The following is a 22,227-nucleotide window of genomic DNA, read 5'->3' on the forward strand; positions in this document are numbered from 1 at the left end:
AAGCAGCGGCCGGGCCGCGTCGGCGGCTTCGCCCGGGGCCGCCCCAGCGCGCGGCTCGGCAGCGCCGGCCGGAACGCCGGGGGCTTGCGCGTCACCGGCCGAGTCGGCCGAAGCCGCGACAGCCGCCTGATCGACGCGCTCGGGCACGGCGACGCGGGGCGCCGCTTCCCTCGGAGCCGCTCCGGCTCCGTAAGCCTCGCGCCAGGCTTCCGGATGCCAGATGCCGTATTCGCGCATCTCCGCGCGGCAGCGGCCGAAGATCGGGGCCGCCGGACCGTCGGCCAGAATCGTGCCGTCGCCCCGGAACAGGACGACCCGGTCGACCCAGTCCAGCACTTCTTCGAGCCGGTGCTCGACGATGATGACCGTCCGGTCTCCGGAGACGCGGCGAACGGCGTCCCAGATCGTGCGCCGCCCTTCCGGGTCCAGCAGCGCGGACGGCTCGTCGAGCAGCAGCGTGTCCGGCGCGAGCAGCAGCACCGACGCCAGCGCCAGGCGCTGCTTCATGCCCTGCGACAGCGAGCCGATCGCGACGTGCGGATCGGGCAGGTCCAGCCCGACTTTGCGCAGCACCTGTTCGATCAGCGGCCGCATCCGCGGCGCGGGCACTTCCAGATTCTCCAGCACGAAAGCCAATTCTTCGTCGACGTAAGGCATGCAGAACTGCGTGTCGGGGTCCTGGAACACGATGCCCGCCGAATCCGGCACGATCAGCCGCTCCGCCTTGAGCGGCACTTCCGTAATCCGCGGGATGATGCCGCCGAGCACCTGCAGCAGCGTGGATTTGCCGCAGCCGCTCGGGCCGAGCAGCAGCACTTTTTCGCCGCGGCGGATTTGCAGCGACAAATCGCGAAACAGCAAGTCCGGCGTGCCGGGAAATTTCAGCCGCAGCTTCTCCGCTTCGGCGGCGTATTCGATTGCGGCCTCCGGTTGTTCAGCGATCAAGCGCATCGTATTCCTTCCTCTCTACCGGCCGCAGCGACTGGGTGACGCCAGCTTTTTCGAGCAGTTTCGCCAGACCGTACATCAGGTACCCGGCGATAACGAAGGCGCTGATCGTCCGCAGCGAATATTTCAGAATAAGCAGCCACGTCGCGTATTCCGTGACGTACCCGTAATAAATGTCCGCCAACAGCGAGCCGGCGGCCGCCGCGATGCCGGCAAGGCCCGCGACGAAAGCGCCGGCTTTCCGGTAACGGAACGCCGCGAAGACCAATTCGGCGCCCAGCCCCTGCACGACGCTGTAGAGCAGCAGTTGGATGCCGTAGGCGCTGCCGAACGCGATCTCCAGATGCGCCGCCGCGATCTCGGCGATCAGAGCGACGCCGGGCTTGCGGATCAGCAGAAACGCAAGCGTCGAAGCGGCGAACCACATGCCGTAGACCAGCTCGTCCGACTGGACGAACAGCAGTCCCGCGATGCTCGATACCGAAGCCCACACATGGTAGACGACGCCCAATACGAGCGATACGACGACTGTCACCAACACGTCGGTCAGCGTCAATCCTTTGCGCCGCGAAGGCGCCTTTTCACTTTTGATACCCATTGTCCCATTCTCCCCGCTCATAGTCGTTTGCTGCGGTAACGACGAGGGTTCGCCCGGCATTTCGCTGCCGGAAGCGCAAAAAAGCGGCTTCCCGGCATAAAAATGCGCAGAAAGCCGCCGATTTCACGGACGGATACGAATTCTCTACGCTGGCATGATCCAGATCAGATTAACGGTCAGAAGCGGTCAAACGGCTTCAATCTCAGTCCGGCTCGCCCGGACCCCCGTATCGTTATGCAGTTGCTTTTCACCCTACACCTTTTGGCGCGGCGACGCAACAGCGAATTTCCGCATGCGCCGCTTAGATAGGTCTCTTACTTCATGCCGCGCCGCAAAATCCGCAGCATAACGGCCTGCACGAGCCGGTCCGGCAGACGCTTTTTGAACCAGACGAGCGCGGCCGCCCCGCGCGGCAGCACATAGCGAAAACGGCCGCGGCCCCGGCGCCCAAGCGCAAGGTCCACCGCGAGCTTCGCCACGTCGCGCGGATCGCCGCCGCCCTGCGCGCTGGCGCGCGACATGTCCAGCATCCGCTGCAGCGCCGCTTCGTTCGGCGAATGCTCCGCCCGGTGAATGCCGGCGAAGCCTTTGTCCCAGATATCCGTCTTGTACGAAGCCGGTTCGAGCACGTAAGTGCGGATGCCGTGCGGAGCCGTCTCAAGAGCCAGCGATTCGCTGAAGCCTTCGATCGCGAACTTGGACGAGACGTACGGCGCGTAGCCGGGCAGGCCGATCGCGCCGCTGACGCTGCTCATCTGGATGATGCAGCCGCTTCCGGCCTCGCGCATGTAAGGGACGACCGCGCCCGTCATGGCGATCAGGCCGAACACGTTGACCGCGAACTGCTCTCTCCAGCCTTCCATCGGCACTTCGCCGATGAATCCGCCCATCGCCAGCCCCGCGTTGTTGACGAGAATATCGATCCGCCCGAACGCTGCGCCAATGTCCGCCACCGCTTCACTCACGCGTGCGTCGTCGCATACGTCAAGCGCCACCGTGAAGATCAGGCCCGACACCGGCCCGGTGCCGAGCGGACTCAGACCGCGCGGTTCGGTCTTCTCCCCGGCGCTTCCGCTCCGATTCCGGACGGCTTCGGCTTCAGGTTCTGCGTCCCTGCCCGCTGCGACTTCCGCCCCCGCGGCGCGGTCGGCTTCCCGCGCCGCGGCCAGCAGACGCTCCGCTGCTTCCGGCCGCCGCATGCAGGCCGCCACGCGCACGCCTTCCGACGCCAGCCCGATACAGATATGCAGGCCGAACCCGCTCGACGTGCCTGTCACGATCGCCGTTTTATTTTTCGTATCGATGTTTCGGCGCTGCTCCTTCACTTTGACCGCTCCCCATTTGTCAATTTTCATTACATTATACGTTTGCTTGCTTTACATAATATCGGCAAGGTGATAGCGTTGATCTATTCCCCTTACGAACGGACTCCTCTTCTGGATCTATCTGTTTACCTTTTCATTTATTATTGATCATGGAAATAAAGCTCTCTTTATTTCTTTTTTTGTTCTGTTTTATGTAAAAAATATGAAAAGGAGGATTTATTATGATAAATCCAAAGCTCCAACCTGCCACGCCCGGAATCAAAGCCGTTTTTGTCGGAACCAGTTCGCCGCGCGAGTGCGGATTGGCCGTTTTTTCCCAGGATATGATGAGCCAGTTGGCCCTACTGGGCGACTTCGCTCCCCCGTCCATTATAGCGGTAGAAGACGAAAGAGCGTATGCGTACGGCAGCGAAGTGATCGGCAAAATCGCGCAGAACCGGCTTGATGATTATTTACGGGCCGCGGACGACCTCAACCGGAGCGACGCGGACGTCGTCGTCATCCAGCACGAATTCGGCATCTACGGCGGCGAAAACGGCAGCCATATTCTCGATTTCGCCGCGGCGCTGCACATTCCGTTCATCGTCATTTTTCATACCGTGCTGGCCGCCCCGTCTTCGGAGCAGCGCCGGATCATGCAGGAACTGGCCGCGCTCAGCTTCAAGGTCGTCACGATGGCGCGCAACAAAATCGCCGATTTGACCGACGTGTACGACATCTCGCCGACCAAAATCGAGATGCACCATCACGGCGTCCCGACCGTGCAGACGGAGAGCCGCGAGCAGCTGAAAGTCCGTTACGGGCACGACGGACGCCAGATCCTGTCCACCTTCGGCTTCCTCAGTCCCGGCAAAGGCATCGAATATGTCATCGAAGCGATGAGCCGCGTCGTGCTTACCCATCCCGAAGCGCTGTACATCATCTGGGGCCGTACCCACCCTAGCATCAAGCGCCGCGAAGGCGAAGTGTACCGGGAAAGTCTTCAGCAGCGGGTCGCGGAACTGGGCCTCGGCGCAAACGTTCTGTTCGTGGACAAGCATCTGTCGCAGGAAGAAGTCGTGCAGTCGCTCGTCATGTCGGACATCTACCTTACCCCGTACTTGGGGCAGGATCAGGCGGTCAGCGGCACGCTCGCGTTCGGCATCGGCTACGGACGGGTCGTTATCTCGACGCCTTACCGCTATGCGCAGGAGATGCTGGCGGACGGACGGGGACTGCTGGCGGAGTTCCGGGATTCGGTCTCGCTGGAAAAACATATTCTGAGCGTGTTCGATCAACCGGAGCTCAAAGCGGAAATGGAGCGCCGGACGCTCCAGCTCGGAAGCACGATGCACTGGAACCATATCGCCGGCGAATACGCGGCGCTGCTGCGCACCTGCTCCGCCAAAGGAAGTGCCGTTTGAACACCGCCCCGAACCCCGACGCACTCTCCCTGTCGTACCTGCGCCGGCTGACGGACGATACCGGCATTTTCCAGCATACCAAATTCGGCGTGCCCGACCGTTTCCACGGTTATACGTCGGACGACAATGCCCGGGCGCTGATCGCCGCCGCACTCTCCCACGCGGCGCAGCCGGGCGAGACGACGCTGGATCTGGCGCATACGTATACGGCTTTTCTGTATCATGCGCAAAATGACGACGGCAGCTTCCGGAACTTCATGAATTACGACCGCTCGTTCGCGGAGACGATCGGTTCCGAAGACTGCCAGGGCCGCTGCGCCTGGGCGCTCGGCTCCGCGATCGCGGACAGTCCGCTGCCGGACAATCTGCAAAATACGTGCAAATACATGCTGAACCGCGCGCTGCCGCATCTGGAGGAGATTCGTTCGCCGCGGGCGATGGCTTACGCCCTGATCGGCCTGACTTCGATACTGGACGCTCCCGGGGCGCTGCTCTACGCGTTTCCTTACGGAGACGCGGACGCGCCGGACCCCGATTTTCTGCCGCGCACGCGGATCGAAGCGCTGGTCGACAAGATGGCCGGCCGGCTGCTCGGCAGCTACCGGAAGTACCGCAGCGACGATTGGCACTGGTACGAAGATTCGATCACGTACGGCAACGCCATGCTGCCCTGGGCGCTGCTCAAAGCGTCCCGGCTGCCGAACCGGACGGAGTACGCGGACGTCGCGCGGGAAAGCCTTGATTTTCTGCTGCAAAAAACGTCCGCGCCCGAAGGATATTTCAAGCCGATCGGCAGCGACGGCTGGTACGTCCGGGGCGAAGCGCCGGCGCCGTACGACGAACAGCCGATCGAAGCGTCCGAGACGCTGCTCGCCTGCCTGGAAGCTTACACTCTGCTGGGCGATCCCGCTTACCGCGCATTTGCGGTCCGCTGCTACGACTGGTTCCACGGCAGCAATTCGCTGCGCAAATCGCTGATCGACGCCCAGACGGGTGCCTGCTACGACGGGCTGCATGCCTACGGCTTGAACCTGAACCAGGGTTCCGAGAACATCGTGTCCTACTGCATGGCCCAGGCCGCCATGCGGTCGCTGCGGCATGACGAGCAGGCCGCCGCGGCCGGAGGCCGACGCTCATGAGCGTGCTGCGAAGCGAACGGACGCCCCGAACGTGCGAAGAACTGCTGCGCGATTACGTGCCGGCCGAGACCAAAGGCCGCAAAATTGTGTTTGAAGGCGTAGACGGACGAGACGTGTACAATATTACGGCCCCGTTCCGAAACGAAGGCGAATGGTATATGGCGGGACGGGTGGAAGAACGGAATTCCGAAGATTCCGAAGTCGTCTTTTTTACGGCCAAGGACGGAATCTGGAAGCCCAAAACCGATCTGCCGCGCTTCCGCCTGCAGGACCCGTTTATTACGCGGCTCGAAGGCGAATGGATCATGGGCGGCGTGCAGCTGCATTTCTCCAAAGAACCCGAACGCAAAATCGACGGCTGGCGCACCGTGCTGTACCGGGGAAGCGTGCTGCACGATTTGACGCACGTCAAGTCCGGTCCGTGGAACATGAAAGATATCCGGCTGACGCCGCTGATCGACGGCACGGTCGGCTTCTTCTCCCGGCCTTTCGGCGTGGAAGGACGGGTGGCCGTTATCGGATTCAATATCATCCGATCGTTCGAGGACCTGTCCGAGACGATCTTCCTGCACGGCCATCTGTTCCGGGACCAGTTCGTCAAGGAAGAATGGGGCGGCGCGAACGAGATCCATATGCTGAGCAACGGCATGCTTGGCGTGCTCGGCCATATTTCGCGCCGCGACGCGGACGGCATGCTGCATTATCATGCGATGACGTTCGGGCTCAACCCTTGGACGCTGGAAAAAACAGAGCTGAAGATCGTCGCGGTGCGCGGCGATTTCCCCGACGGTCCGGCCAAGCGCCCCGATCTGGTCGACGTTATCTTCAGCGGCGGGCTGATCCGCGAAGCGGACGGCCGGGCGGTGCTGTACGTCGGCGCAAGCGACACGGAAGCGTACAGCCTCGAGCTGCACGATCCGTTCCTCGAGTACGAACAGCTGCCCGCCGTCTGCGCCGAAGATCCGCACGGCCTCACAAAAAGCTGAAGCACGCACCAAAAAGACCTCCGGAAAGTTCCGGAGGTCTTTGGGTTTCCTGCGTATCGGGCCCGGCCGTATAGCCGTCGTCCGCTGTGCAAGAAAATATGTAGGCTTCGGGCGCGGGATATCCGCCTCGGCGGACACAGGCGCACTGTGCATACGGGTGCCGCATCGTGCATATATGGTCGATCATTATGGACGTTGAAAAGAAATCAGAACCACAATTCGCTTTGTTCGGCCGCTTTGACCCGGCGCAAACGGTTGCGGAAAATGGCATTGCCCCCGGTACGCCCCGCGCCGCAGCGAATCCGTCTTTTGATTAACATGATCGTTCCTCCTTCCTCATTCCCGCGCTATCGCGTCTAATAGAATGAAAGCTAACGAATCATTACCCCGCGGTGTGACGGTCTAAACAGCACGGCGGAATAACTTATCGTGTCGGCAGGAGGAACTTTCGCCCCGCGAGCGGGGTCAGCGTATTTCGGACGGGCTTTTGCCCGTATACTGCTTGAACTGGCGGCTGAAAAAAAAGATGTCCCGGTAACCGAGCGCTTCCGCCACTTCCGTGACGTTCATGCCGGCATGGCCGAGCAGATGCTGCGCGCGTTCGATCCGCATGCGGATAATGTACGACTGCACCGAGGCCCCGACCAGCTCTTTGAATTTGGCGGAAAAATATCTCGGTGACAACCCGGCCCGCGCGGCCAGATCTTCGACCCGGTGGGCAAGGCTCGGATGCTGCCGGACGTAGTTGGCCGCTTCGTGCACGACCTCGTACAGATGGTTGCTGCCCCGGCGTTCCGACGGTTGTTCGCGGTCGCCGCGCAGCAGTTGGATCATCATCTGCTTGAGCAGCAGCTTCGCTTCTTCTTCGGCTCCGTACGCTTCGCTCAGCAGCAGGCGGACGTAACGCGACAGCAAATATTCGAAGTCGACCGTCTCGTCCAGCATGCGGTACGCATGCGGAATATCGGTCGTCTCTCCTTCGATATTGAAATGGATATACGTCAGCACAAGCGGCTTCTGCGGATTATGCGTGGCGCTCGTATGGTCGCCCGGCCGGAACAGGAAACAGCTTCCTTTGCCGATCTCGTGCGGTTCGTCGTTCAGCAGCAGCCGCCCTTCCCCGCTCCAGACGTAGAACAGGTCATAGTTCTGGAGCGGCTGCTCGCGTTTTTGCCATTTCCAGCCCGGTTCGCACGCGATCTTCGCGACGTAGGGCGTCAAAATAAAAGAGGATGGCGGCACGTTCAGCAACGGTACCCGCTCCTTTCTTTGTGTAAAAGTAATGGAGGATGCCGGCGGACAAGCCGCGCGGCATCCGAACAGGCCCGGCCCGGAAAACGGACCGGACGAACGGACAGCGAACGGAGAGGGCCGACGGCGAAGCGCCCGTCAGCCCCGTTCATCGGGCCCGGCTTTCTCCGCGTCCTGCCGCCGCTTGGCCCGTTCTTCGGCTTCGCGCCGGGCCTGCTCGCGGCTCTCTTCGTACGTCCACAGCGAGACTTCGCGCTCCCCGTCCGAAGCGGCCGGCGCTTGCGGCGGCCCGGCGGCGGAACGTTGCCCGCCGGTATCCGGCGAAGCGGAAGAGAGTTCCGGGCCTCCGCGCCCGCCGGAATCAGGCGGCCCGGAACCCGGCTCACCGTCCGTTTCCGGGCCCGCGGCAATCAGCCGGTTGTAATAATCGTGGATATACGGCCGACGCCCGCCTTTTTGCACGAAGCGCCAGTCTTTCTCCACGTTGAGTCTGACCCGGTACAGCATGTCGAGCAGCTGCGGAATTTCTTCCGGCGACAGGCCGCGCAGCGAAGATTGATCCGCGTATTCGCCTTCGTCGCGGATGAACAGATACGCCGATTTGCCCGTCTCGGTCGGGTAGACCCGCTTGTCCTTGCGCAGGTTGGGCGCTTCGCGCAGTTCGATCAAGCCGTCGTCCGCCAGCTTCCCCAGCGCACGCGAAGCGGCGGCCCGCTTGACCTTGAGCCGGTCCGCCACCGTGCCGGCCGGCTCGCCGGGATATTCGCACACGAACGTCAAATACAGATCCAGTCCCCGGGACAGCTTCAGATGCTTGAATTCGATACTGCTGATCGCTTCGGAACAGCGGGCGATGGCTTCGATCTCGCGGAGCACTTCCTTCACGGCGCATTCCTCCTTCTTCGTCGGGCAAACATTCATTCCCATTATACCAGAAAGAAACGCTTTGCATGCGGGTCAAAAACCGAAATCCTGACACCGGCTGCGGCGCGGCCGGGCGGCGGGTTTGATGAAAGAGGCCACAAGCGGTTACAATGCGGTTAATGGTTCCGGCCTGTCCGGATCTTTACCGACAAGGAGGCTGCACATGCTGGAAAATATCAATACGGATTCCGTCGTTGCCGGAATCGATATGGGCGGCACCAATGTCCGCATCATGATCGCCGACCTTGCGGGCGAAGTGCGCGCCTACGTCAAAGTCGAAGCCGATCTGCTGCCCAAGCGGCGAACCGACGCCGCCCCGCTCGTGGAGCAGATGCTCGAAGCGCTGGCCCAGGCGGAATGCCGGGCGGAAGACGTCGCGTTCGTCGCCGCCGGCATCGCCGGGTTCGACGACGAAGCCGACCGGGCGTGGGCCGAACGGCTGACCGCCGGATTCGGGCTGGCGTGCCCGAGCCGGGCCGTGAACGACGCGGTCATCGCGCACCGCGGAGCGCTCGCCGGCGGCTCGGGCATTCTCGTCGCCTCGGGCACGGGCTCGATCCTGCTGGCGCATACGGAACGCGGCCAATGGCTGCGCAATTACGATTTCGGCCATTACGCGGCCAGCGGCGCCCGCTTCCTCGGGTACGAGACCGTCTACGACGCGCTGGCCGGACGGGAGACTCCCGGCGACGCCGCTCTCGTGCGCGACATGCTGCGCTTCTTCCGCGCGTCCGATCTGCGGGAACTGGCGGAATCCGCCAGCCGCGGCTTCGGGCTCTCGCCGGAGCGCCGCGACCGGCTGTTCGGCTTGTTCGCGCCGGTCGTGACCCGCCATGCGGAAGCCGGCTCGCCGATCGCCGTCCGCGTCTGCGACGAAGCGCTGCGGCAGATCGGCGTCGGCTCCGACCTGCTGGCCGCTTTCTTCGACGGACCGGACATTCCGGTCTCCCAGACCGGCAGCGTCGCGGGCAGCGGCTACATGCTGGGCGGCCTGCAGGACATGGTCTGCTCGCAGCCGGGCCGCCGCTTCCGCTGGACCGCGCCCCGCCTGACGCCGGCGGCGGGCGCGATCCTGATCGCCTACGAATCGCTCGGCTTGTCGTACGGCGACAGCATGGCCGACGCGCTGGAGAACAGCCCGCACTCGCGGCTGTAAGCGCCGCCCGCCTCGTCCGTTCTCCGCCGACGCCCGGTTCGATGCCGCGGCGTTCGGCGCGGACGCAGAGCGCCGAACGCCCGCGGACGCCTTCCCGAAGCAAAAAGGCCGGTCCCGGCGCCGCTTTCGCGCGCCCGGCCCGGCCTTTTCTTTTTACCCCCGACCATCAAGGTCCGCCTACTTCTCCAGCCCGTTCATGAAATACCCGATCGCTTCGTCCAGATCTTGCGGCAGCGCTTGATCCGCCCCGATCCCAAGCTCCGTACGCAGGTCGCGCTCCACCGCTCCGCGATCCGGCCCGTGCCGCAGCACCTGCCGCGCCAGCAGCTCGTACCGCCGCACGTCCTCGTAGAACGCTTCGCGCGATACCGGGCGGCCGTGGGACTCGACGAGCACGTCCGCGCCGTAAGCGAACACGGTATCGAGCAGCGCCAGGAACTTGCCGGTCGTATATTTCATCGGACCGCCGTACACGGAAGGCGCCAGCGCGTCCCCGAGAAACAGCGTCCCTGCTTCCTTCACGTACACGACGCACGAATCCGCCGAATGGTCGCCGCCCACGTAGCGGATTTCGCACGTCAAGCCGCCCAGATGCACGTCGATAAACCGCTCGAACACGATGTTCGGTTCCTCGACCCGGATCCGGCCCAGGTCGCCTTCGTACTCGGCGCGCATATCGGTCCGGGTCTGCTCGCTCATGACGCCTTCGTCGATCAGGCGCCCGAGCGTCTCTTCGTTCCACTGAAGCCCCGCGAAGCCGCGCAGCATCTCGGCTGTCTGCCGCTGCGCGATCGCGGGCAGGCTCCACTCGGACAAGCCGAAAGAATGGTCCCAGTGGTGATGCGTCAGCACCATAACGTCCGGGCTGCGCACGCCTTCCTGGGCCAAATAATCGCGGAACGCGGCGGCGTGCGCGGGCGAGTTGCCCCCGTCGATCAGCAGCGTCCGGCTGCTGCCCGCCACGGCCGCGAGCAGCGGACGGTCCGTGCCGGACTCCGCGTGCATGACATAAATATGTTCACTGATGCGTTCAAATTCGGACATGATTGTAACCTCCAAAAGTGCGAATGGACAAATAAAAAAAACTGACGTTGAACATGGATCAAGATCAAACGGCCCGCTGCCGCTCCGGCGCGGACGTCATTGTTTATTTTACCATTTCCCGGCCTGCGCACCAACCGCTTCGGGCGGGGCCATCCGGCTTGGACTGCAATCGCGGCTTCCGCGCCGGGGTCGGCTCGCCTCCCATCGGGTAAAAAACACGTAAGCTTGAACCTGCGAACTCTGCGAACTCTGCGAACCTGTGAACCCCAAGCCGCTTCGCGGCGCACAGGTTGGCTAAATGTACACCTATACGCAAGCCCAAGGAGGATATTTATGCGAACCTATACCCCTAAAAAGCTCGCCGCACTCCTGCTCCTGCTGCCGCTCGCGGCTTGTTCGGGCCAGACCGGCGCTCCCGCCGGATCGGTTCCGGCCGGGCAGTCGCCCGTGCAGACGCCGAACGCGGGCAGCGAGACCGGCGAAGGAACGGACCCGAATGAAGCGAACGGAACGGACGGAGCGAACGGGAAGACCGAACCCGGGGCGGACGGCGCCGCGGCGGATACCGATAACGACGGGGAAAACGGGACTTCGGGCGGCATCGACGGTGCAAACAGCGGCGGCAGCGTGACCGACGGCCTGACCGGAGAGACGGAGATCGCCGCGGACAGGCTGGAGACGCCGTGGGAGATCCAGTTCGCCGGCGATACGGTCTACATGACGCTGCGCGGCGGTTCTATCGCCAAAGTCTCCGGCGCCCGGCAGACGGTGCAGCCGGTCTCGCTCGACCCCGGCGTGCTGGAAGCAGGCGAAGGCGGGATGCTCGGCTTCGCGTTGGCGCCGGACTTTGCGGAGTCGCGCGCAGCTTACGTCTACCATACGTACGGAGAAGGCGACGGTATCCGTAACCGCGTGATCCGGATCGAAGAAGAGCCTTCCGGCTCGGGCTGGACCGAGACGGCGGTACTGCTCGACGGCATTCCGGGCGCGCGCGTGCACGACGGCGGACGGATCGCGTTCGGGCCGGACGGCATGCTGTACGTAACGACGGGCGACGCCCAGGACGAGAGTTCGGCGCAGGATACCGGCAGCGTCGCGGGCAAGATTTTGCGGATGACGCCGGAAGGCGGCGTGCCGGGCGACAATCCGATCGCGGATTCCTACGTCTATTCGTACGGCCACCGCAATTCGCAGGGGATCGACTGGCTTGCGGACGGCACGATGTACGCTTCCGAACACGGGCCGAGCGGCAATCCCGGCGGCCACGACGAGATGAACAAGATCGTGCCGGGCGCCAATTACGGCTGGCCGGACGTGCTGGGCGACGAGAGCGGGGAAGGCTTGACGCCACCGCTGTACCATACGGGCGAAGAAGCGATCGCGCCTTCGGGCATCGCGGCGACGCCGGACGGCAAACTGTTGGTCGCGAATCTGCGCGGCGAGAGCCTGACGTCTTTCGACCCCGAGACCGGGGAAATGGCGGACGTGCTCAGCGGCGTCGGCCGCATTCGCGACGTGGCCGTCCATGACGGACAGGTCTACGTCCTGACGAACAATACCGACGGACGCGGCTCGCCGGCCGAAGGCGATGATAAACTGCTTATTTTGCGATAACGCATAAGAATAGGGTGCTTTTTGGCGAAAAACGATTGAGCCCGAACCTCCCGGGTAAAAATGGAAAAAAGAAGGAGGGATTTAACCATGCCCCTATTGAGCACAAAAAGCAAAGCGCTGACGGCAGCCCTGCTGCTTGCTGTGCCGATCTCGGCTTACGCGGCGGATCAGCGAGAGGCACAGCAAACGGCAGAGTCGCAAATCCCGTCGGCCGCGGCCGGCATTCTCAAAATTTCGCCCGGTCCGGGCGCGGGCTCGTCCGCGATCCCGGCGGCGAGTACAGCGACAGGCACGGCAGCAGGCGCAGCGGCGGCTTCGGCGAAGAGCGCGGCGAAAGCCAGCGTCACCGATTCGCTGCAAGGCGGCTACGACGTGGCGGCCACGAAGCTTAAAATTCCGTGGTCGATGCAGTTTGCCGGAGACGTCGTCTATATTACGCAGCGCGGCGGCGGCATCGTCGAAGTGAAAAACGGCAAGCAGACCGTGCAGGAAGTGCGCACCAAAAAAGCGCTGCGTGTCGTCGGCGAAGCCGGCCTGACCGGGTTCGTGCTCGATCCGAACTTCGCCAAAAACAAGTATGCCTACATCTACCACGCTTACGAGGAAAAAGGCGCAGCGCTGAACCGCATCGTCAAGATGAAGCTCGTGAACGGCGTCTGGCGCGAGCAAAAAGAACTGCTGGACGGCATCCCGGGCGGCCGTATCCACGAAGGCGGCCGCCTCGCGATCGGACCGGACGGCATGCTGTACAGCACGGCCGGCGACGCGAACCGGCGCGAGCTGTCCCAGAACCTGTCGAGTTCCGCCGGCAAAGTGCTGCGCATGACGACAAGCGGCCAAGTCCCCAAAGACAACCCGTTCAAAAACTCGTACGTGTACGCGTACGGCCTGCGCAATGCCCAGGGCCTCGCCTGGACGTCCAGCGGCACGCTGTACGCGTCGGACCATGGACCGAGCGGCGCGCCGATTCCCGGCGGCAGCGGCACCGACCGGACCGGCCTCGACGAGATCAACGTCATTGCCAAAGGCGCCAATTACGGCTGGCCGAAGATTCAGGGCACCGAGACGGCGCCGGGCCTGATCCCGCCGTATTACGTCGCCGGCGACCGGGCGATCGCGCCTTCCGGCATCGCGGCGACGCCGGACGACAAAATTCTGGTCGCGACGCTTGTCGGCCAGAGCCTCAAGCAGTTCGACCCGCTCTCCAAGACGATGACCGACGTCCTGACCGGCGAAGGCCGCATCCGCGACGTGGCCGTTCACGGCGGACGCGTCTACGTGCTGACGAACAATTCGGTGAGCACCGCCCCCAACGCCAAGCCCGGTCCGGATGAAGACCGGCTGCTGATCTTGAAGTAAGGCCAACCGGCCGAACCGAACAAGCCGAATAGCAAAAAAGAAGCCGCTCCGGGTGCGGAGAACGGCTTCTTTTGCGTGGGTTCGGACCGGGCCGGGCGGGTCTGGCGCGGCTGGAGAGCGCGGGCGGGCGCTGCCGGAGAACACGGGCGGGCGCGGCTGCCCTAGGCTGCGCCTTTCTCCCCGCCATCCCTGCGCTAACGAATCGTCGTAACGCTAATCGGCGTTTTCCAGCCGATTTTCGATTTTAACGAATCGCAGTATCGCTATTTGTCCTTTTTCGCTTTAAAAAGAGCTTCGCGGCTCGAATAGCGTGCTCTCGATTCGTTAGTTTTCAAAAAAGCGTCCAAATCGGCATATAGCGTGATGACGATTCGTTAGCGCCGCCGCCAAATGCCGCAGTTGGCTTTTGCCGCGTCGAAACGTACAATGGAGCTTGCGCGCGGTCCGCCCGGCATGACCGGAGCCCGCTCCGCGCGCCGGAATCGCCCCTACAAAGGAGACTTTCAACGTCATGACTGCCCATCCCGCTTCACGCCCGGCTTCCGCTGCGCCTTCGCGCCCCGCTGCCCGGCCTTCGTCTTTTTCGGATAAACGCATCGTTCTGACCGGAGGCGGATCGGCCGGACACGTCTCGGTCAATCTGGCGCTTATTCCCGTGCTTCGGGAACAGGGCTGGTCGATACACTATATCGGTTCGGAGACCGGCATCGAAAAAGAACTGGTGTCCGCGCTGCCCGGCGTGACGTACCATGCGATCGCCACGGGCAAGCTGCGCCGCTACTTCTCGCTGCAAAACTTTTCCGATCCGCTGCGCATTCTCAGAGGCATCGGCCAGTCGCGGCGCCTGATCCGGCGGCTCAAGCCGCAGGTCGTCTTTTCCAAAGGCGGCTTCGTGTCCGTGCCGGTCGTACTCGGCGCCTGGATGAACCGGGTGCCCGCGCTGATCCACGAATCGGATTATTCGCCCGGACTCGCCAACCGACTCGCGCTGCCGTTTGCCGCGGCGCTCTGCACGACTTTTCCGGAGACGGCCGCCGCGGTCAAATCCGGCAAAGCGGTGCAGATCGGTTCGGTCGTCCGCCCCGAATTGAAGACCGGCAGCGCCGCGCGCGGCCTCGAATTTCTCGGCTTCGACGGCGCCAAGCCCGTGCTGCTCGCCGCCGGAGGCAGCCTCGGCTCCCGCGCGCTGAACGGCAACCTGCGCCGCAATCTCGGCGAGCTGCTGCCGCGCTTCGACGTCGTGCATCTGTGCGGCCGCGGCGGCCTTGACCCGCAGCTGGAAGAGCGCGCGGGCTACCGCCAGTTCGAATTCGTGCACGAATCGCTGCCCGACGTGCTCGCGGCGGCCGATCTTGTGTTCAGCCGCGCCGGCTCGAACGCGATCTTCGAGTTCCTGTCGCTGGGCAAGCCGATGCTGCTCTGCCCGCTCGGCCGCTCGCAAAGCCGCGGCGACCAGATCCTGAACGCGGATTCGTTCGTCCGCGCCGGCTACGCCGAGAGCCTCGACGAAGACGCCTGGAGCGACGAGGCTTTCTTCGCGAAGCTGGATCGGCTGCACCGCGACCGGGAACTTTACGCCGCCCGGATGCGCGCGGCCGAGAAAGGCGACCCGCTTCAACAGCTGCTGCAGCGTATTACGGACACGGCCAAGTAAGTACCGGTCCGTCTGTGCATGAGCGTCCCCGCCCGGCGGCGGCGGCACTTTTCCAGCCGGCCGCTCGCCTCCGGATGCGCGCCGTCCGCCCCGCACGCCAAAAAGAGCGCAACCGCCCAGCGGTTACGCTCTTTTTTTCGACCAAATCCCTGCTTGTTCGATCAAACCCCTGCTTGATTGTTCATTCTTTTTAGTCTCAAAGACTCTAATCTTTTAACAAAAACAAGATTATATATGAATCGCTGTTACGAACATCCACCTAACCCGAAAACCTAACCCGAAGACAACAGCCTCTTTTCCAACCGGCCGCATAACTCCCGCAGTTCTTCCAGCTTCGCCAGCTGCGACAGCCATTCGGCCGGGATGCCGGCTTCGCCGTACAGAATGCCCGCCAGTCCGCCGACGACCGCTCCGGTCGTATCGGTGTCTTCGCCGAGATTGACCGCCTTGAGCGCCGCGTCGCGGTAGCTGCCGGTCGTCAGCAGGCACCACAGCGCCGCTTCGAGCGTATCGACCACGTAGCCGCTCGAACGGATCGCGTCCCGCTCAAGCTCCGCCAGCCGTCCGCCGATCACCCGCTCGAACGCCGCCGATTCGGCGTGCCCGGCGTGGCGTTCGCGGATAGCGGCGGCCGCCGTCATATACGCTTTTTCCGCCGAGTGCCCGTCCAGCAGCGCAAGCGCGGTCTCCACGTAGATCTGGCAGGCCAGCACGGAACGCGGATGCCGGTGCGTGATCGACGACACTTCTTCGACCAGACGGTCGCGCTCCGCCGCCTCCATGCCCCGCACATAGAAAGCGAGCGGCAAAATGCGCATCAGCGAACCGTTGCCGTTGGCGCTCTCGCGCGTCAGCCCGGCGAATCTCGCCCACACCGCCTCTTCCCGATAACGTTCCAGCGCTTCGCGCGTCGCGTTGCCGATATCGAACAGTTCGCCGTGCGGCGTCATGTAGCCCTCTTGCAGCCAGCGGACGAAACGGCCGGCCATGTCTTCGGTATCGCACTCTTTTTGCAGCACCAGGCTCTCCACCGTGCACCATGTCATCGTACTGTCGTCCGACCACGTGCCCGGAGGCTGGTTGTACGTGCCGTATCCGAACATGTCCGTGACCGGGTTGGCGTCCAGATACGCCCTCTGCCGAAACTCCACCGGAACGCCCAAAGCGTCCGCGGCCGTCAGTCCAAGCAGCGCGCCGTTCAATCTCGAGCGAAAAGAAAGCGGCTGCCCGGTTTGGTAATCCTGCATCGGTCATTCCTCCCTGCCTGCGTGCTTGGATTCTCTGCGCCGATCTTCAGGAGACATAGATCAGCATGCCTTCGCCCGCCGCCGCGGCCGCCCGATAATGCGCGCGCATCGGCTCGTAATAGCCCAGCACGTAATCCAGTTCGCCGGCTTCGTTCCAGTCCGCGGACGGATAGACGCCGGCTTCGTTCATGTCGTCCGGCTCGAAGCCTTTGGCCAGATCCGGCTCGCTGACGCTCTCGAGCGCCGACGACACTTCGCGCACTTCGTCCGGCGTCAGATACCGCACGATGATGTCTTCCTGTTCGTCTTCGTTCAGCGCTTTGCCGCCCATGAGCGCGTCGAACAGCGGGCCTTCCCCGCTCCAGGCGTCGCCGCACAGCAAATACTGCAGACCGTGCCACGCTTTGTCGAGATCGAGCTCTTCGCCTTCGTCTCCCTGAATGTACGCGTACAGATCCAGGCCTCCGTGAATCAACGACGATAATGACTGTTCCGGTATGCGCCTCAAATACCCGATCATGCCCATAACAAGACTCCTCCCCGGTTAAAAAAAGAATACGTCCGCCAAAAAAGAAGACGTCGGCGTGCCTTGTTCTATTCTACACGTCCGGCGGGCGAAATGAATCTATGTCCGCCGGGAGAAGACATAATGTCCGCAGCGGCCCGCCCGTCAACCGCCTTTTTTTCCGCTAACGTTCCGCATCGTCCTTGCCGCCCTTGTTTCCGCACAAAAAGTTGACATCAAAGCCCAAACATTCGGAAATTCGGAGCGTACGCAGGCCGGGGACATCGTGAATTTTTTTCGACAAACTAGCGGCCAAGCCGGCCCGCCAAGCCAAAAAATCCTTGCTTTTCCCGTGACGACACGGGGGGAGAATGCTATAATTGACGCAATTCGGTTTGGAAGGATGACGACTTGCAATGAACCCTATGGCTGAACAATGGAACGAAAAGATCAGAACCGCAAACGCGCATGTCCACGATATGCTATCGGGACTCGGCCGGGAAATCTATTTCCCGAAGGAAGGCATCTTGAGCCAATCCGCCGAAGCGACGACGCACGCCAAGAAATATAATGCCACGATCGGCATCGCGACCGAGAACGGCGGACCGATGCACCTGAATGTGATCCAGGATAAACTTTCGGCCTACAGCCCGAAAGATCTGTACGGCTACGCGCCTCCCGCGGGCAAGCCGGAACTGCGCGCCGCCTGGCGCGAGAAGATGATCCGCGAGAATCCTTCGCTCGAAGGCAAAGCGTTCGGCAATCCGATTACGACCAACGCGCTGACGCACGGTCTCAGCATCGTGGCCGATCTGTTCGCGGACAGCGGCGACGCGGTCGTCTACCCGGACAAGAACTGGGAGAACTACGAGCTGACGTTCGGCATCCGCCGCGGCGCGAAGATCGTCAACTACGAACTGTTCGACGCGGACATGCGCTTCAATGCGCCGGCGTTCCGCCGGGCGCTGCTGGAACAAAAGGAAGCGGGCAAAGCGATCGTGCCGCTCAACTTCCCGAACAACCCGACCGGCTACACGCCGAGCGTCGCGGAAGGCGAAGAGATCGTCTCCGTGCTCGTCGAAGCCGCCGAAGCCGGCATCAACCTCGTCGTCGTGACCGACGACGCCTACTTCGGCCTCTTCTTCGAAGACTCGCTGCACGAATCGCTGTTCGGCAAGCTTGCCGGCCTGCATCCGCGTATTTTGCCGATCAAGATCGACGGCGCGACCAAGGAAGAATTCGTCTGGGGCTTCCGCGTCGGATTTATCACGTACGCGTCGGACGAAGCCGACGTGCTGACGGCGCTCGAGCAGAAGACGATGGGCATTATCCGCGCCACCATCTCCAGCGGCCCGCACCCGTCGCAGACGTTCGTACTCGACGCGCTGAAGTCGCCGGAGTTCGAAGCGCAGAAGCAGGAGAAATTCCTGATCATGAAAGGCCGCGCCAACAAGGTCAAAGCGCTGCTCGACAGCGGCAAATACGAAGGCGTCTGGACGTACTACCCGTTCAACTCCGGCTACTTCATGTGCCTCAAGCTGAATCCGGGCATCCCGGCCGAAGCGCTGCGCCAGCGCCTGCTGCACGAATACGGCGTAGGCACGATCGCTCTCGGCGAGACCGACCTGCGTATCGCGTTCTCCTGCATCGCCGAAGAACATCTGGAAGATCTGTTCGACCTGGTATATCGGGGCGCGCAGGAAATCGGACAGTAACCCTGCCGACGGACGGAGCGTGCGGCAGGAGCGGTCGATAGCCGAGCTTACGCCGTAACGCCGCTTAGGCTGCTTACGCTGCCGGTCGATTCAGCGCCTGCAGGCCGAACCGGCACGGAAGATTCAGGCACGCATGATGTAAGCACGCACCCTATAAGCGCGCGCACCCAAAACCACCGCAGGAGCTTTCGGCTCCGGCGGTGGTTTTGGCGTGCGCTCTTTTTTTCGGCCGTATTCGCGTTATATTCCTGTTGTTCATGTTCTTGTTCCTATTTATAGGCGCCCGAGCGTTCCGAGCTGCTTCAGATGATGCCGGTCGTGCCGGATGCTGTCGCGCAGGAACGACTCCGGCTGAAACGTAAGCCCGTCCGGCTGCACCGCGATGCGCCGATACGTCTCTTCTGGCATGCCGCCCACGGTCCGCATGAGCAGTTCGCGCACCGCGACCGCCCGCGCCGCCAATTCCGCCCCCGACAGCATCAGGCCCGCCGCCGACGCTTTGGCGTTGAACAGGTCGACATTCTGCCGTTTGAGCGTCGTCGCTTCGCCTTCCGCCGTCTTTTTGACCGCGTTTCCGTAAAAATGGCAGTCCCACTCGACGATATGCGCCACCATTTCCCGCAGCGTCCATTTCCCTTCGCCGAGCGCGCGATCCCAGAACGACTCCCTTTTGCGCTCCAGCGCCCGCATCGTTTCGATCCACTGTCCGTATTCCTGCAGTCTTTGTTCCCGTTCGCCCATTTCGGATTCTCCTTTTTTGCAAAGTATGCCGCTTTCCGCTATCTCTATCTTAAAAGAACAACCCGGACACAAGAGTGTCCGGGTTCACGCCGCCATGTCTCTTCGCACCGAAAAAAAACGCCGCAGATCCATACGCGAAAAACCCGATCCTCCGGCAGGAGAATCGGGTATCTCGGTGCGACGTATCCGAATCGCGCAGCCGTAGGACTGCCGGCTTCGAATCAGTCGTCTTCGCCTTCCATTTTGCGCCATCGGCGTTCCGCCGAACGGCGGATCAGCCAGGCGAACGCGAACGCGGCGGCCAGTCCGCCAAGCGCAAGCAGCGGATTCGCAAGCAGCGTCAGCAGGAATGGCAGCCACATCGCGAACGCGGACACCAGCAGCACGCGAATCATGAGATGCAGTCCCGCGCGCCGGCGCGAATCTTCCGGGATCGGATAGAGCGCCAGCCAGAGCGAATCGGCATGGGCGCGCCGCAGCCCGTTCAGCTGCGTGCCGATCATGAACAGCAGCAGCAGCAGCAGCGCGACGCCGCCCCACGATTCGCGGGCGAGCAGCAGCAAGGCGAATCCGACGATCACGAGGCGTCCCACCATGCCGAGCAGATCGCCGCGAATAAACGATTGGGTCAGCAGGAAGCGGTACGCCTCTTCCTGCTGCCACGGAATTTTGCGGCCGAAGCCGGCCAGCCAGCGTCTCCGGTATACGCGCGGATCTTCCGTCGGCACGTCCACGAACCAGCCGAGCATCCGCATCGACCGGCCGACCTGCGCCCGTTCGACCGCGATCAGCCGTTCCCACGGCACGCGGTGCTTCGCCGGGAAGCGCAGGGCGAGCATGTAGACCGCGGCGCCGATCACGATCGACAGCGCGGCGTACAGCAGTCCCAGTTGGAACCAGGCGATCAGCATTCCCGCGGCCAAGATCCAGCGCAGCAGCGCGAAGACCGCGGGCAGTCGTCCCGAGACGAAGCGGTGTTCCTGCCAGGCGCCGTAGGCGAACAGCAGCTTCAAGCCGAGCAGCAGCAGCAGGCTCAGCCACAGATTGGCATGATCGTCCGGCTGCACCCGGATATAGATCGGCCACGCGACCAGCAGCACGAGCCAGACGATCAGCAGCTTGTAGACGACCCCTCCGCGCCAGGCCGGAGCGAAGTAAGCGCGCATCTTCGTCTCCAGCGGCAGCAGGAATACGGTGTCGGCCGGCTGCATGTACGTGCGGAAGCTGCTCCAGGCCGCCAGCGGGAACAGCAGCGCCGGCAGAATCCAGCGGATCGGCAGCCCCGGCGGCACGTCCTGCACAAGCGACGTGTACCACGCCGAGAACAGAATGAGCAGCAGCATCACGGTGACGGCCAGGCCGCTCTGAATAATGTAAGGCGTGTAAGGCACGATCCGGCCGAGGAACGTCGAGCGGCGCCGGCCGCGCAGCGCCTGCATGCCTTCGGCCGTCATCGGGGCGATCGTCCCGGCCGGCCAGGGCAGTCCGCCCGAAGGCGGCGAAGCGAAGCGCGCGCCGACCGGCGCTTCCCCGCCTCTTCCTGTCGGAGCATCCGGCGGCCCGCTCATTGAATGCCCCCGGCGCCCTCTGCCCGGACGAGCCGGTCGAACATGTTCTCGAGCGAAGCGCCCGGCATGTTCGACGCGCTGCGGATGTCTTCAAGCGTGCCCTGCACGATGATGCGGCCTTTGTGCAGAATAACGAAGCGGTCGCAGTAATTTTCGATCGTCGACAAAATATGCGAGCTGAGCAGGATCGAAGCGCCTTCGCGGTTCACTTCGACCATGTAGTCCAGCAGGTCGCGGATGCCAAGCGGATCGAGGCCGAGAAACGGCTCGTCGATCACGTACAGCGGCGGCCGCGCGATGAAGGCGCACATGATCATGACTTTCTGCTTCATGCCTTTGGACAGATGCGAAGACAGGCTGTGCTCTTTGTCTTTCATGTAGAAAAGCTTCAGCAGGCGCTCCGCGCGTTCTTCGAACACCGCGTGATCGACGCCGTACGCTCTCGCCGTGAATTCCAGATGTTCGCGCACCGTCAATTCTTCGTACAGCACCGGCGATTCCGGCACGAAGGCAAGCGCGGAACGATACCGGTCGGGATCGTCCTTGAGCAGCGCGCCGCTAATGCGGACTTCGCCTTCCTTGGGCGACATCAAGCCCAGAATATGCTTCATCGTCGTGCTCTTGCCGGCTCCGTTGAGCCCGATCAGGCCGACCATTTCGCCCGTGCCGACTTCGAAATCGACGCCGTGCAGCACCGGCTTGTTCACGCTGTACCCGCCGGTCAGACTTGCGACCTTCAAGGCGGCTTGTTCACCCATTTCCATACCCCTCTTCCGTATCTGATGCAGCCGCGCGGCGGGACGTCTTCCGCTTTAGGAAGGGTCCTGCGGAGAACGCTTCTCCTTCAGCCACTTCGGCGCGCCTTTGTCTTTGTTCGGCTGCTTCTTGCCGCCTTTGGGTCCCCGTCCGGCCGGCTTCGCGGCAGGCTTGGGCCGCACCGATGCTTCCGGCGCAGCTCCGCCCGCGTCGCGGCGGGCGCCGCCCGGCGCATCGCCCGACGGCGCGGCCGAAGCTTGCGCGGCGCTGCGCGCCGCCGGCTTCGCCGAAGGC

The 22,227-nt window shown here is 63.0% G+C and carries 19 protein-coding genes, 1 pseudogene and 1 riboswitch; of the genes and pseudogenes, 8 read left to right on the forward strand and 12 right to left on the reverse strand.

Features of this window, described 5'->3' with window-relative positions; translation table 11 throughout:
• From FTE24_RS16855 to FTE24_RS16865, 3 genes are all read right to left on the reverse strand, one after another.
• A partial coding sequence (locus FTE24_RS16855) for an ABC transporter ATP-binding protein (protein WP_237401810.1) occupies nt 1-951 on the reverse strand: 951 nt, incomplete at its 3' end.
• Nucleotides 935-1,546, reverse strand: a complete 612-nt coding sequence (locus FTE24_RS16860) for an ECF transporter S component (protein ID WP_150232830.1) — start codon at nt 1,544-1,546, stop codon at nt 935-937. The genes FTE24_RS16860 and FTE24_RS16855, both read right to left, overlap by 17 nt.
• A 123-nt stretch (nt 1,547-1,669) precedes the next feature.
• Nucleotides 1,670-1,784: riboswitch (TPP riboswitch) on the reverse strand.
• A gap of 76 nt (nt 1,785-1,860) precedes the next feature.
• Nucleotides 1,861-2,901 carry an SDR family NAD(P)-dependent oxidoreductase gene (locus FTE24_RS16865; RefSeq protein ID WP_150232829.1) on the reverse strand — a complete coding sequence of 347 codons (1,041 nt, stop codon included), beginning with the start codon at nt 2,899-2,901 and terminating at the stop codon, nt 1,861-1,863.
• A gap of 191 nt (nt 2,902-3,092) precedes the next feature.
• Here FTE24_RS16865 and FTE24_RS16870 point away from each other — a divergent pair, with 191 nt between their 5' ends.
• The 3 genes from FTE24_RS16870 to FTE24_RS16880 are packed head-to-tail and all read left to right on the forward strand — an operon-like array spanning nt 3,093 to nt 6,399.
• The gene (locus tag FTE24_RS16870; protein WP_150232828.1) at nt 3,093-4,274 is read left to right on the forward strand and encodes a glycosyltransferase family 4 protein; all 1,182 of its coding nucleotides are present in this window, start codon (nt 3,093-3,095) and stop codon (nt 4,272-4,274) included.
• A complete protein-coding gene (locus FTE24_RS16875) occupies nt 4,271-5,413 on the forward strand; it encodes a glycosyltransferase (RefSeq protein WP_150232826.1) in 1,143 nt (380 codons plus the stop codon). Before FTE24_RS16870 ends, FTE24_RS16875 begins: the two co-directional genes overlap by 4 nt.
• Nucleotides 5,410-6,399 carry a DUF1861 family protein gene (locus tag FTE24_RS16880; protein ID WP_202111898.1) on the forward strand — a complete coding sequence of 330 codons (990 nt, stop codon included), beginning with the start codon at nt 5,410-5,412 and terminating at the stop codon, nt 6,397-6,399. Before FTE24_RS16875 ends, FTE24_RS16880 begins: the two co-directional genes overlap by 4 nt.
• A gap of 465 nt (nt 6,400-6,864) precedes the next feature.
• Here the strand turns inward: FTE24_RS16880 and FTE24_RS16885 are convergent, their stop codons facing one another.
• Both FTE24_RS16885 and FTE24_RS16890 read right to left on the reverse strand, forming a co-directional pair.
• Nucleotides 6,865-7,650: a helix-turn-helix domain-containing protein gene (locus tag FTE24_RS16885; protein ID WP_141446995.1), complete on the reverse strand. Its 786-nt coding sequence runs from the start codon at nt 7,648-7,650 to the stop codon at nt 6,865-6,867.
• Nucleotides 7,651-7,788: 138 nt separating this feature from the next.
• Complete coding sequence (locus FTE24_RS16890; protein ID WP_237401811.1) at nt 7,789-8,535, reverse strand: MarR family winged helix-turn-helix transcriptional regulator; 747 nt, start codon at nt 8,533-8,535, stop codon at nt 7,789-7,791.
• A gap of 202 nt (nt 8,536-8,737) precedes the next feature.
• On the opposite strand from FTE24_RS16890, the gene FTE24_RS16895 reads away from it, so the two are divergent.
• Complete coding sequence (locus FTE24_RS16895; RefSeq protein ID WP_160441806.1) at nt 8,738-9,730, forward strand: N-acetylglucosamine kinase; 993 nt, start codon at nt 8,738-8,740, stop codon at nt 9,728-9,730.
• A gap of 177 nt (nt 9,731-9,907) precedes the next feature.
• On the opposite strand, the gene FTE24_RS16900 is transcribed toward FTE24_RS16895, so the two are convergent.
• Complete coding sequence (locus FTE24_RS16900; RefSeq protein WP_150232819.1) at nt 9,908-10,774, reverse strand: MBL fold metallo-hydrolase; 867 nt, start codon at nt 10,772-10,774, stop codon at nt 9,908-9,910.
• A gap of 333 nt (nt 10,775-11,107) precedes the next feature.
• On the opposite strand from FTE24_RS16900, the gene FTE24_RS16905 reads away from it, so the two are divergent.
• From FTE24_RS16905 to FTE24_RS16915, 3 genes are all read left to right on the forward strand, one after another.
• Nucleotides 11,108-12,388 (forward strand): PQQ-dependent sugar dehydrogenase, encoded by a 1,281-nt coding sequence (locus FTE24_RS16905; protein WP_150232817.1) that lies wholly within the window; start codon nt 11,108-11,110, stop codon nt 12,386-12,388.
• Nucleotides 12,389-12,475: 87 nt separating this feature from the next.
• On the forward strand, nt 12,476-13,747 hold the full coding sequence (locus tag FTE24_RS16910; protein ID WP_150232815.1) for a PQQ-dependent sugar dehydrogenase: 1,272 nt from the start codon (nt 12,476-12,478) through the stop codon (nt 13,745-13,747).
• A 511-nt stretch (nt 13,748-14,258) separates the two neighbouring features.
• Nucleotides 14,259-15,401, forward strand: a complete 1,143-nt coding sequence (locus FTE24_RS16915) for an undecaprenyldiphospho-muramoylpentapeptide beta-N-acetylglucosaminyltransferase (protein ID WP_150232813.1) — start codon at nt 14,259-14,261, stop codon at nt 15,399-15,401.
• Between the two features lie 272 nt (nt 15,402-15,673).
• On the opposite strand, the gene FTE24_RS16920 is transcribed toward FTE24_RS16915, so the two are convergent.
• The gene (locus tag FTE24_RS16920) at nt 15,674-16,648 is read right to left on the reverse strand and encodes an ADP-ribosylglycohydrolase family protein (protein ID WP_150232811.1); all 975 of its coding nucleotides are present in this window, start codon (nt 16,646-16,648) and stop codon (nt 15,674-15,676) included.
• Nucleotides 16,649-16,694: 46 nt separating this feature from the next.
• Nucleotides 16,695-17,174, reverse strand: a complete 480-nt coding sequence (locus tag FTE24_RS16925; RefSeq protein ID WP_141447008.1) for a YfbM family protein — start codon at nt 17,172-17,174, stop codon at nt 16,695-16,697.
• Between the two features lie 395 nt (nt 17,175-17,569).
• On the opposite strand from FTE24_RS16925, the gene FTE24_RS16930 reads away from it, so the two are divergent.
• Nucleotides 17,570-18,868: an aminotransferase class I/II-fold pyridoxal phosphate-dependent enzyme gene (locus tag FTE24_RS16930; protein WP_150232809.1), complete on the forward strand. Its 1,299-nt coding sequence runs from the start codon at nt 17,570-17,572 to the stop codon at nt 18,866-18,868.
• Nucleotides 18,869-19,141: 273 nt separating this feature from the next.
• On the opposite strand, the gene FTE24_RS16935 is transcribed toward FTE24_RS16930, so the two are convergent.
• From FTE24_RS16935 to FTE24_RS16950, 4 genes and pseudogenes are all read right to left on the reverse strand, one after another.
• Nucleotides 19,142-19,609: a DinB family protein gene (locus FTE24_RS16935; RefSeq protein ID WP_150232807.1), complete on the reverse strand. Its 468-nt coding sequence runs from the start codon at nt 19,607-19,609 to the stop codon at nt 19,142-19,144.
• Nucleotides 19,610-19,830: 221 nt separating this feature from the next.
• Nucleotides 19,831-21,177, reverse strand: coding sequence for an ABC transporter permease (locus FTE24_RS16940; RefSeq protein WP_150232805.1), 1,347 nt, complete (start codon nt 21,175-21,177; stop codon nt 19,831-19,833).
• Nucleotides 21,174-21,935, reverse strand: a complete 762-nt coding sequence (locus FTE24_RS16945) for an ABC transporter ATP-binding protein (protein WP_141447015.1) — start codon at nt 21,933-21,935, stop codon at nt 21,174-21,176. Before FTE24_RS16945 ends, FTE24_RS16940 begins: the two co-directional genes overlap by 4 nt.
• A 54-nt stretch (nt 21,936-21,989) precedes the next feature.
• Nucleotides 21,990-22,227: pseudogene (locus FTE24_RS16950) on the reverse strand (DEAD/DEAH box helicase); the annotation flags it as partial.

Source organism: Saccharibacillus sp. WB 17 (genome assembly GCF_008634075.2).
Taxonomy (GTDB): domain Bacteria; phylum Bacillota; class Bacilli; order Paenibacillales; family Paenibacillaceae; genus Saccharibacillus; species Saccharibacillus brassicae.

Coding starts and splice junctions, on each gene's coding strand:
- FTE24_RS16900 (WP_150232819.1), bottom strand. CDS start 10,774: ATGTCCGAATTTGAACGCATCAGTGAACATATTTATGTCATGCACGCG.
- FTE24_RS16925 (WP_141447008.1), bottom strand. CDS start 17,174: ATGGGCATGATCGGGTATTTGAGGCGCATACCGGAACAGTCATTATCG.
- FTE24_RS16940 (WP_150232805.1), bottom strand. CDS start 21,177: ATGAGCGGGCCGCCGGATGCTCCGACAGGAAGAGGCGGGGAAGCGCCG.
- FTE24_RS16870 (WP_150232828.1), top strand. CDS start 3,093: ATGATAAATCCAAAGCTCCAACCTGCCACGCCCGGAATCAAAGCCGTT.
- FTE24_RS16915 (WP_150232813.1), top strand. CDS start 14,259: ATGACTGCCCATCCCGCTTCACGCCCGGCTTCCGCTGCGCCTTCGCGC.
- FTE24_RS16945 (WP_141447015.1), bottom strand. CDS start 21,935: ATGGGTGAACAAGCCGCCTTGAAGGTCGCAAGTCTGACCGGCGGGTAC.
- FTE24_RS16910 (WP_150232815.1), top strand. CDS start 12,476: ATGCCCCTATTGAGCACAAAAAGCAAAGCGCTGACGGCAGCCCTGCTG.
- FTE24_RS16930 (WP_150232809.1), top strand. CDS start 17,570: ATGAACCCTATGGCTGAACAATGGAACGAAAAGATCAGAACCGCAAAC.
- FTE24_RS16895 (WP_160441806.1), top strand. CDS start 8,738: ATGCTGGAAAATATCAATACGGATTCCGTCGTTGCCGGAATCGATATG.
- FTE24_RS16860 (WP_150232830.1), bottom strand. CDS start 1,546: ATGGGTATCAAAAGTGAAAAGGCGCCTTCGCGGCGCAAAGGATTGACG.
- FTE24_RS16880 (WP_202111898.1), top strand. CDS start 5,410: ATGAGCGTGCTGCGAAGCGAACGGACGCCCCGAACGTGCGAAGAACTG.
- FTE24_RS16905 (WP_150232817.1), top strand. CDS start 11,108: ATGCGAACCTATACCCCTAAAAAGCTCGCCGCACTCCTGCTCCTGCTG.
- FTE24_RS16865 (WP_150232829.1), bottom strand. CDS start 2,901: ATGAAAATTGACAAATGGGGAGCGGTCAAAGTGAAGGAGCAGCGCCGA.
- FTE24_RS16920 (WP_150232811.1), bottom strand. CDS start 16,648: ATGCAGGATTACCAAACCGGGCAGCCGCTTTCTTTTCGCTCGAGATTG.
- FTE24_RS16935 (WP_150232807.1), bottom strand. CDS start 19,609: ATGGGCGAACGGGAACAAAGACTGCAGGAATACGGACAGTGGATCGAA.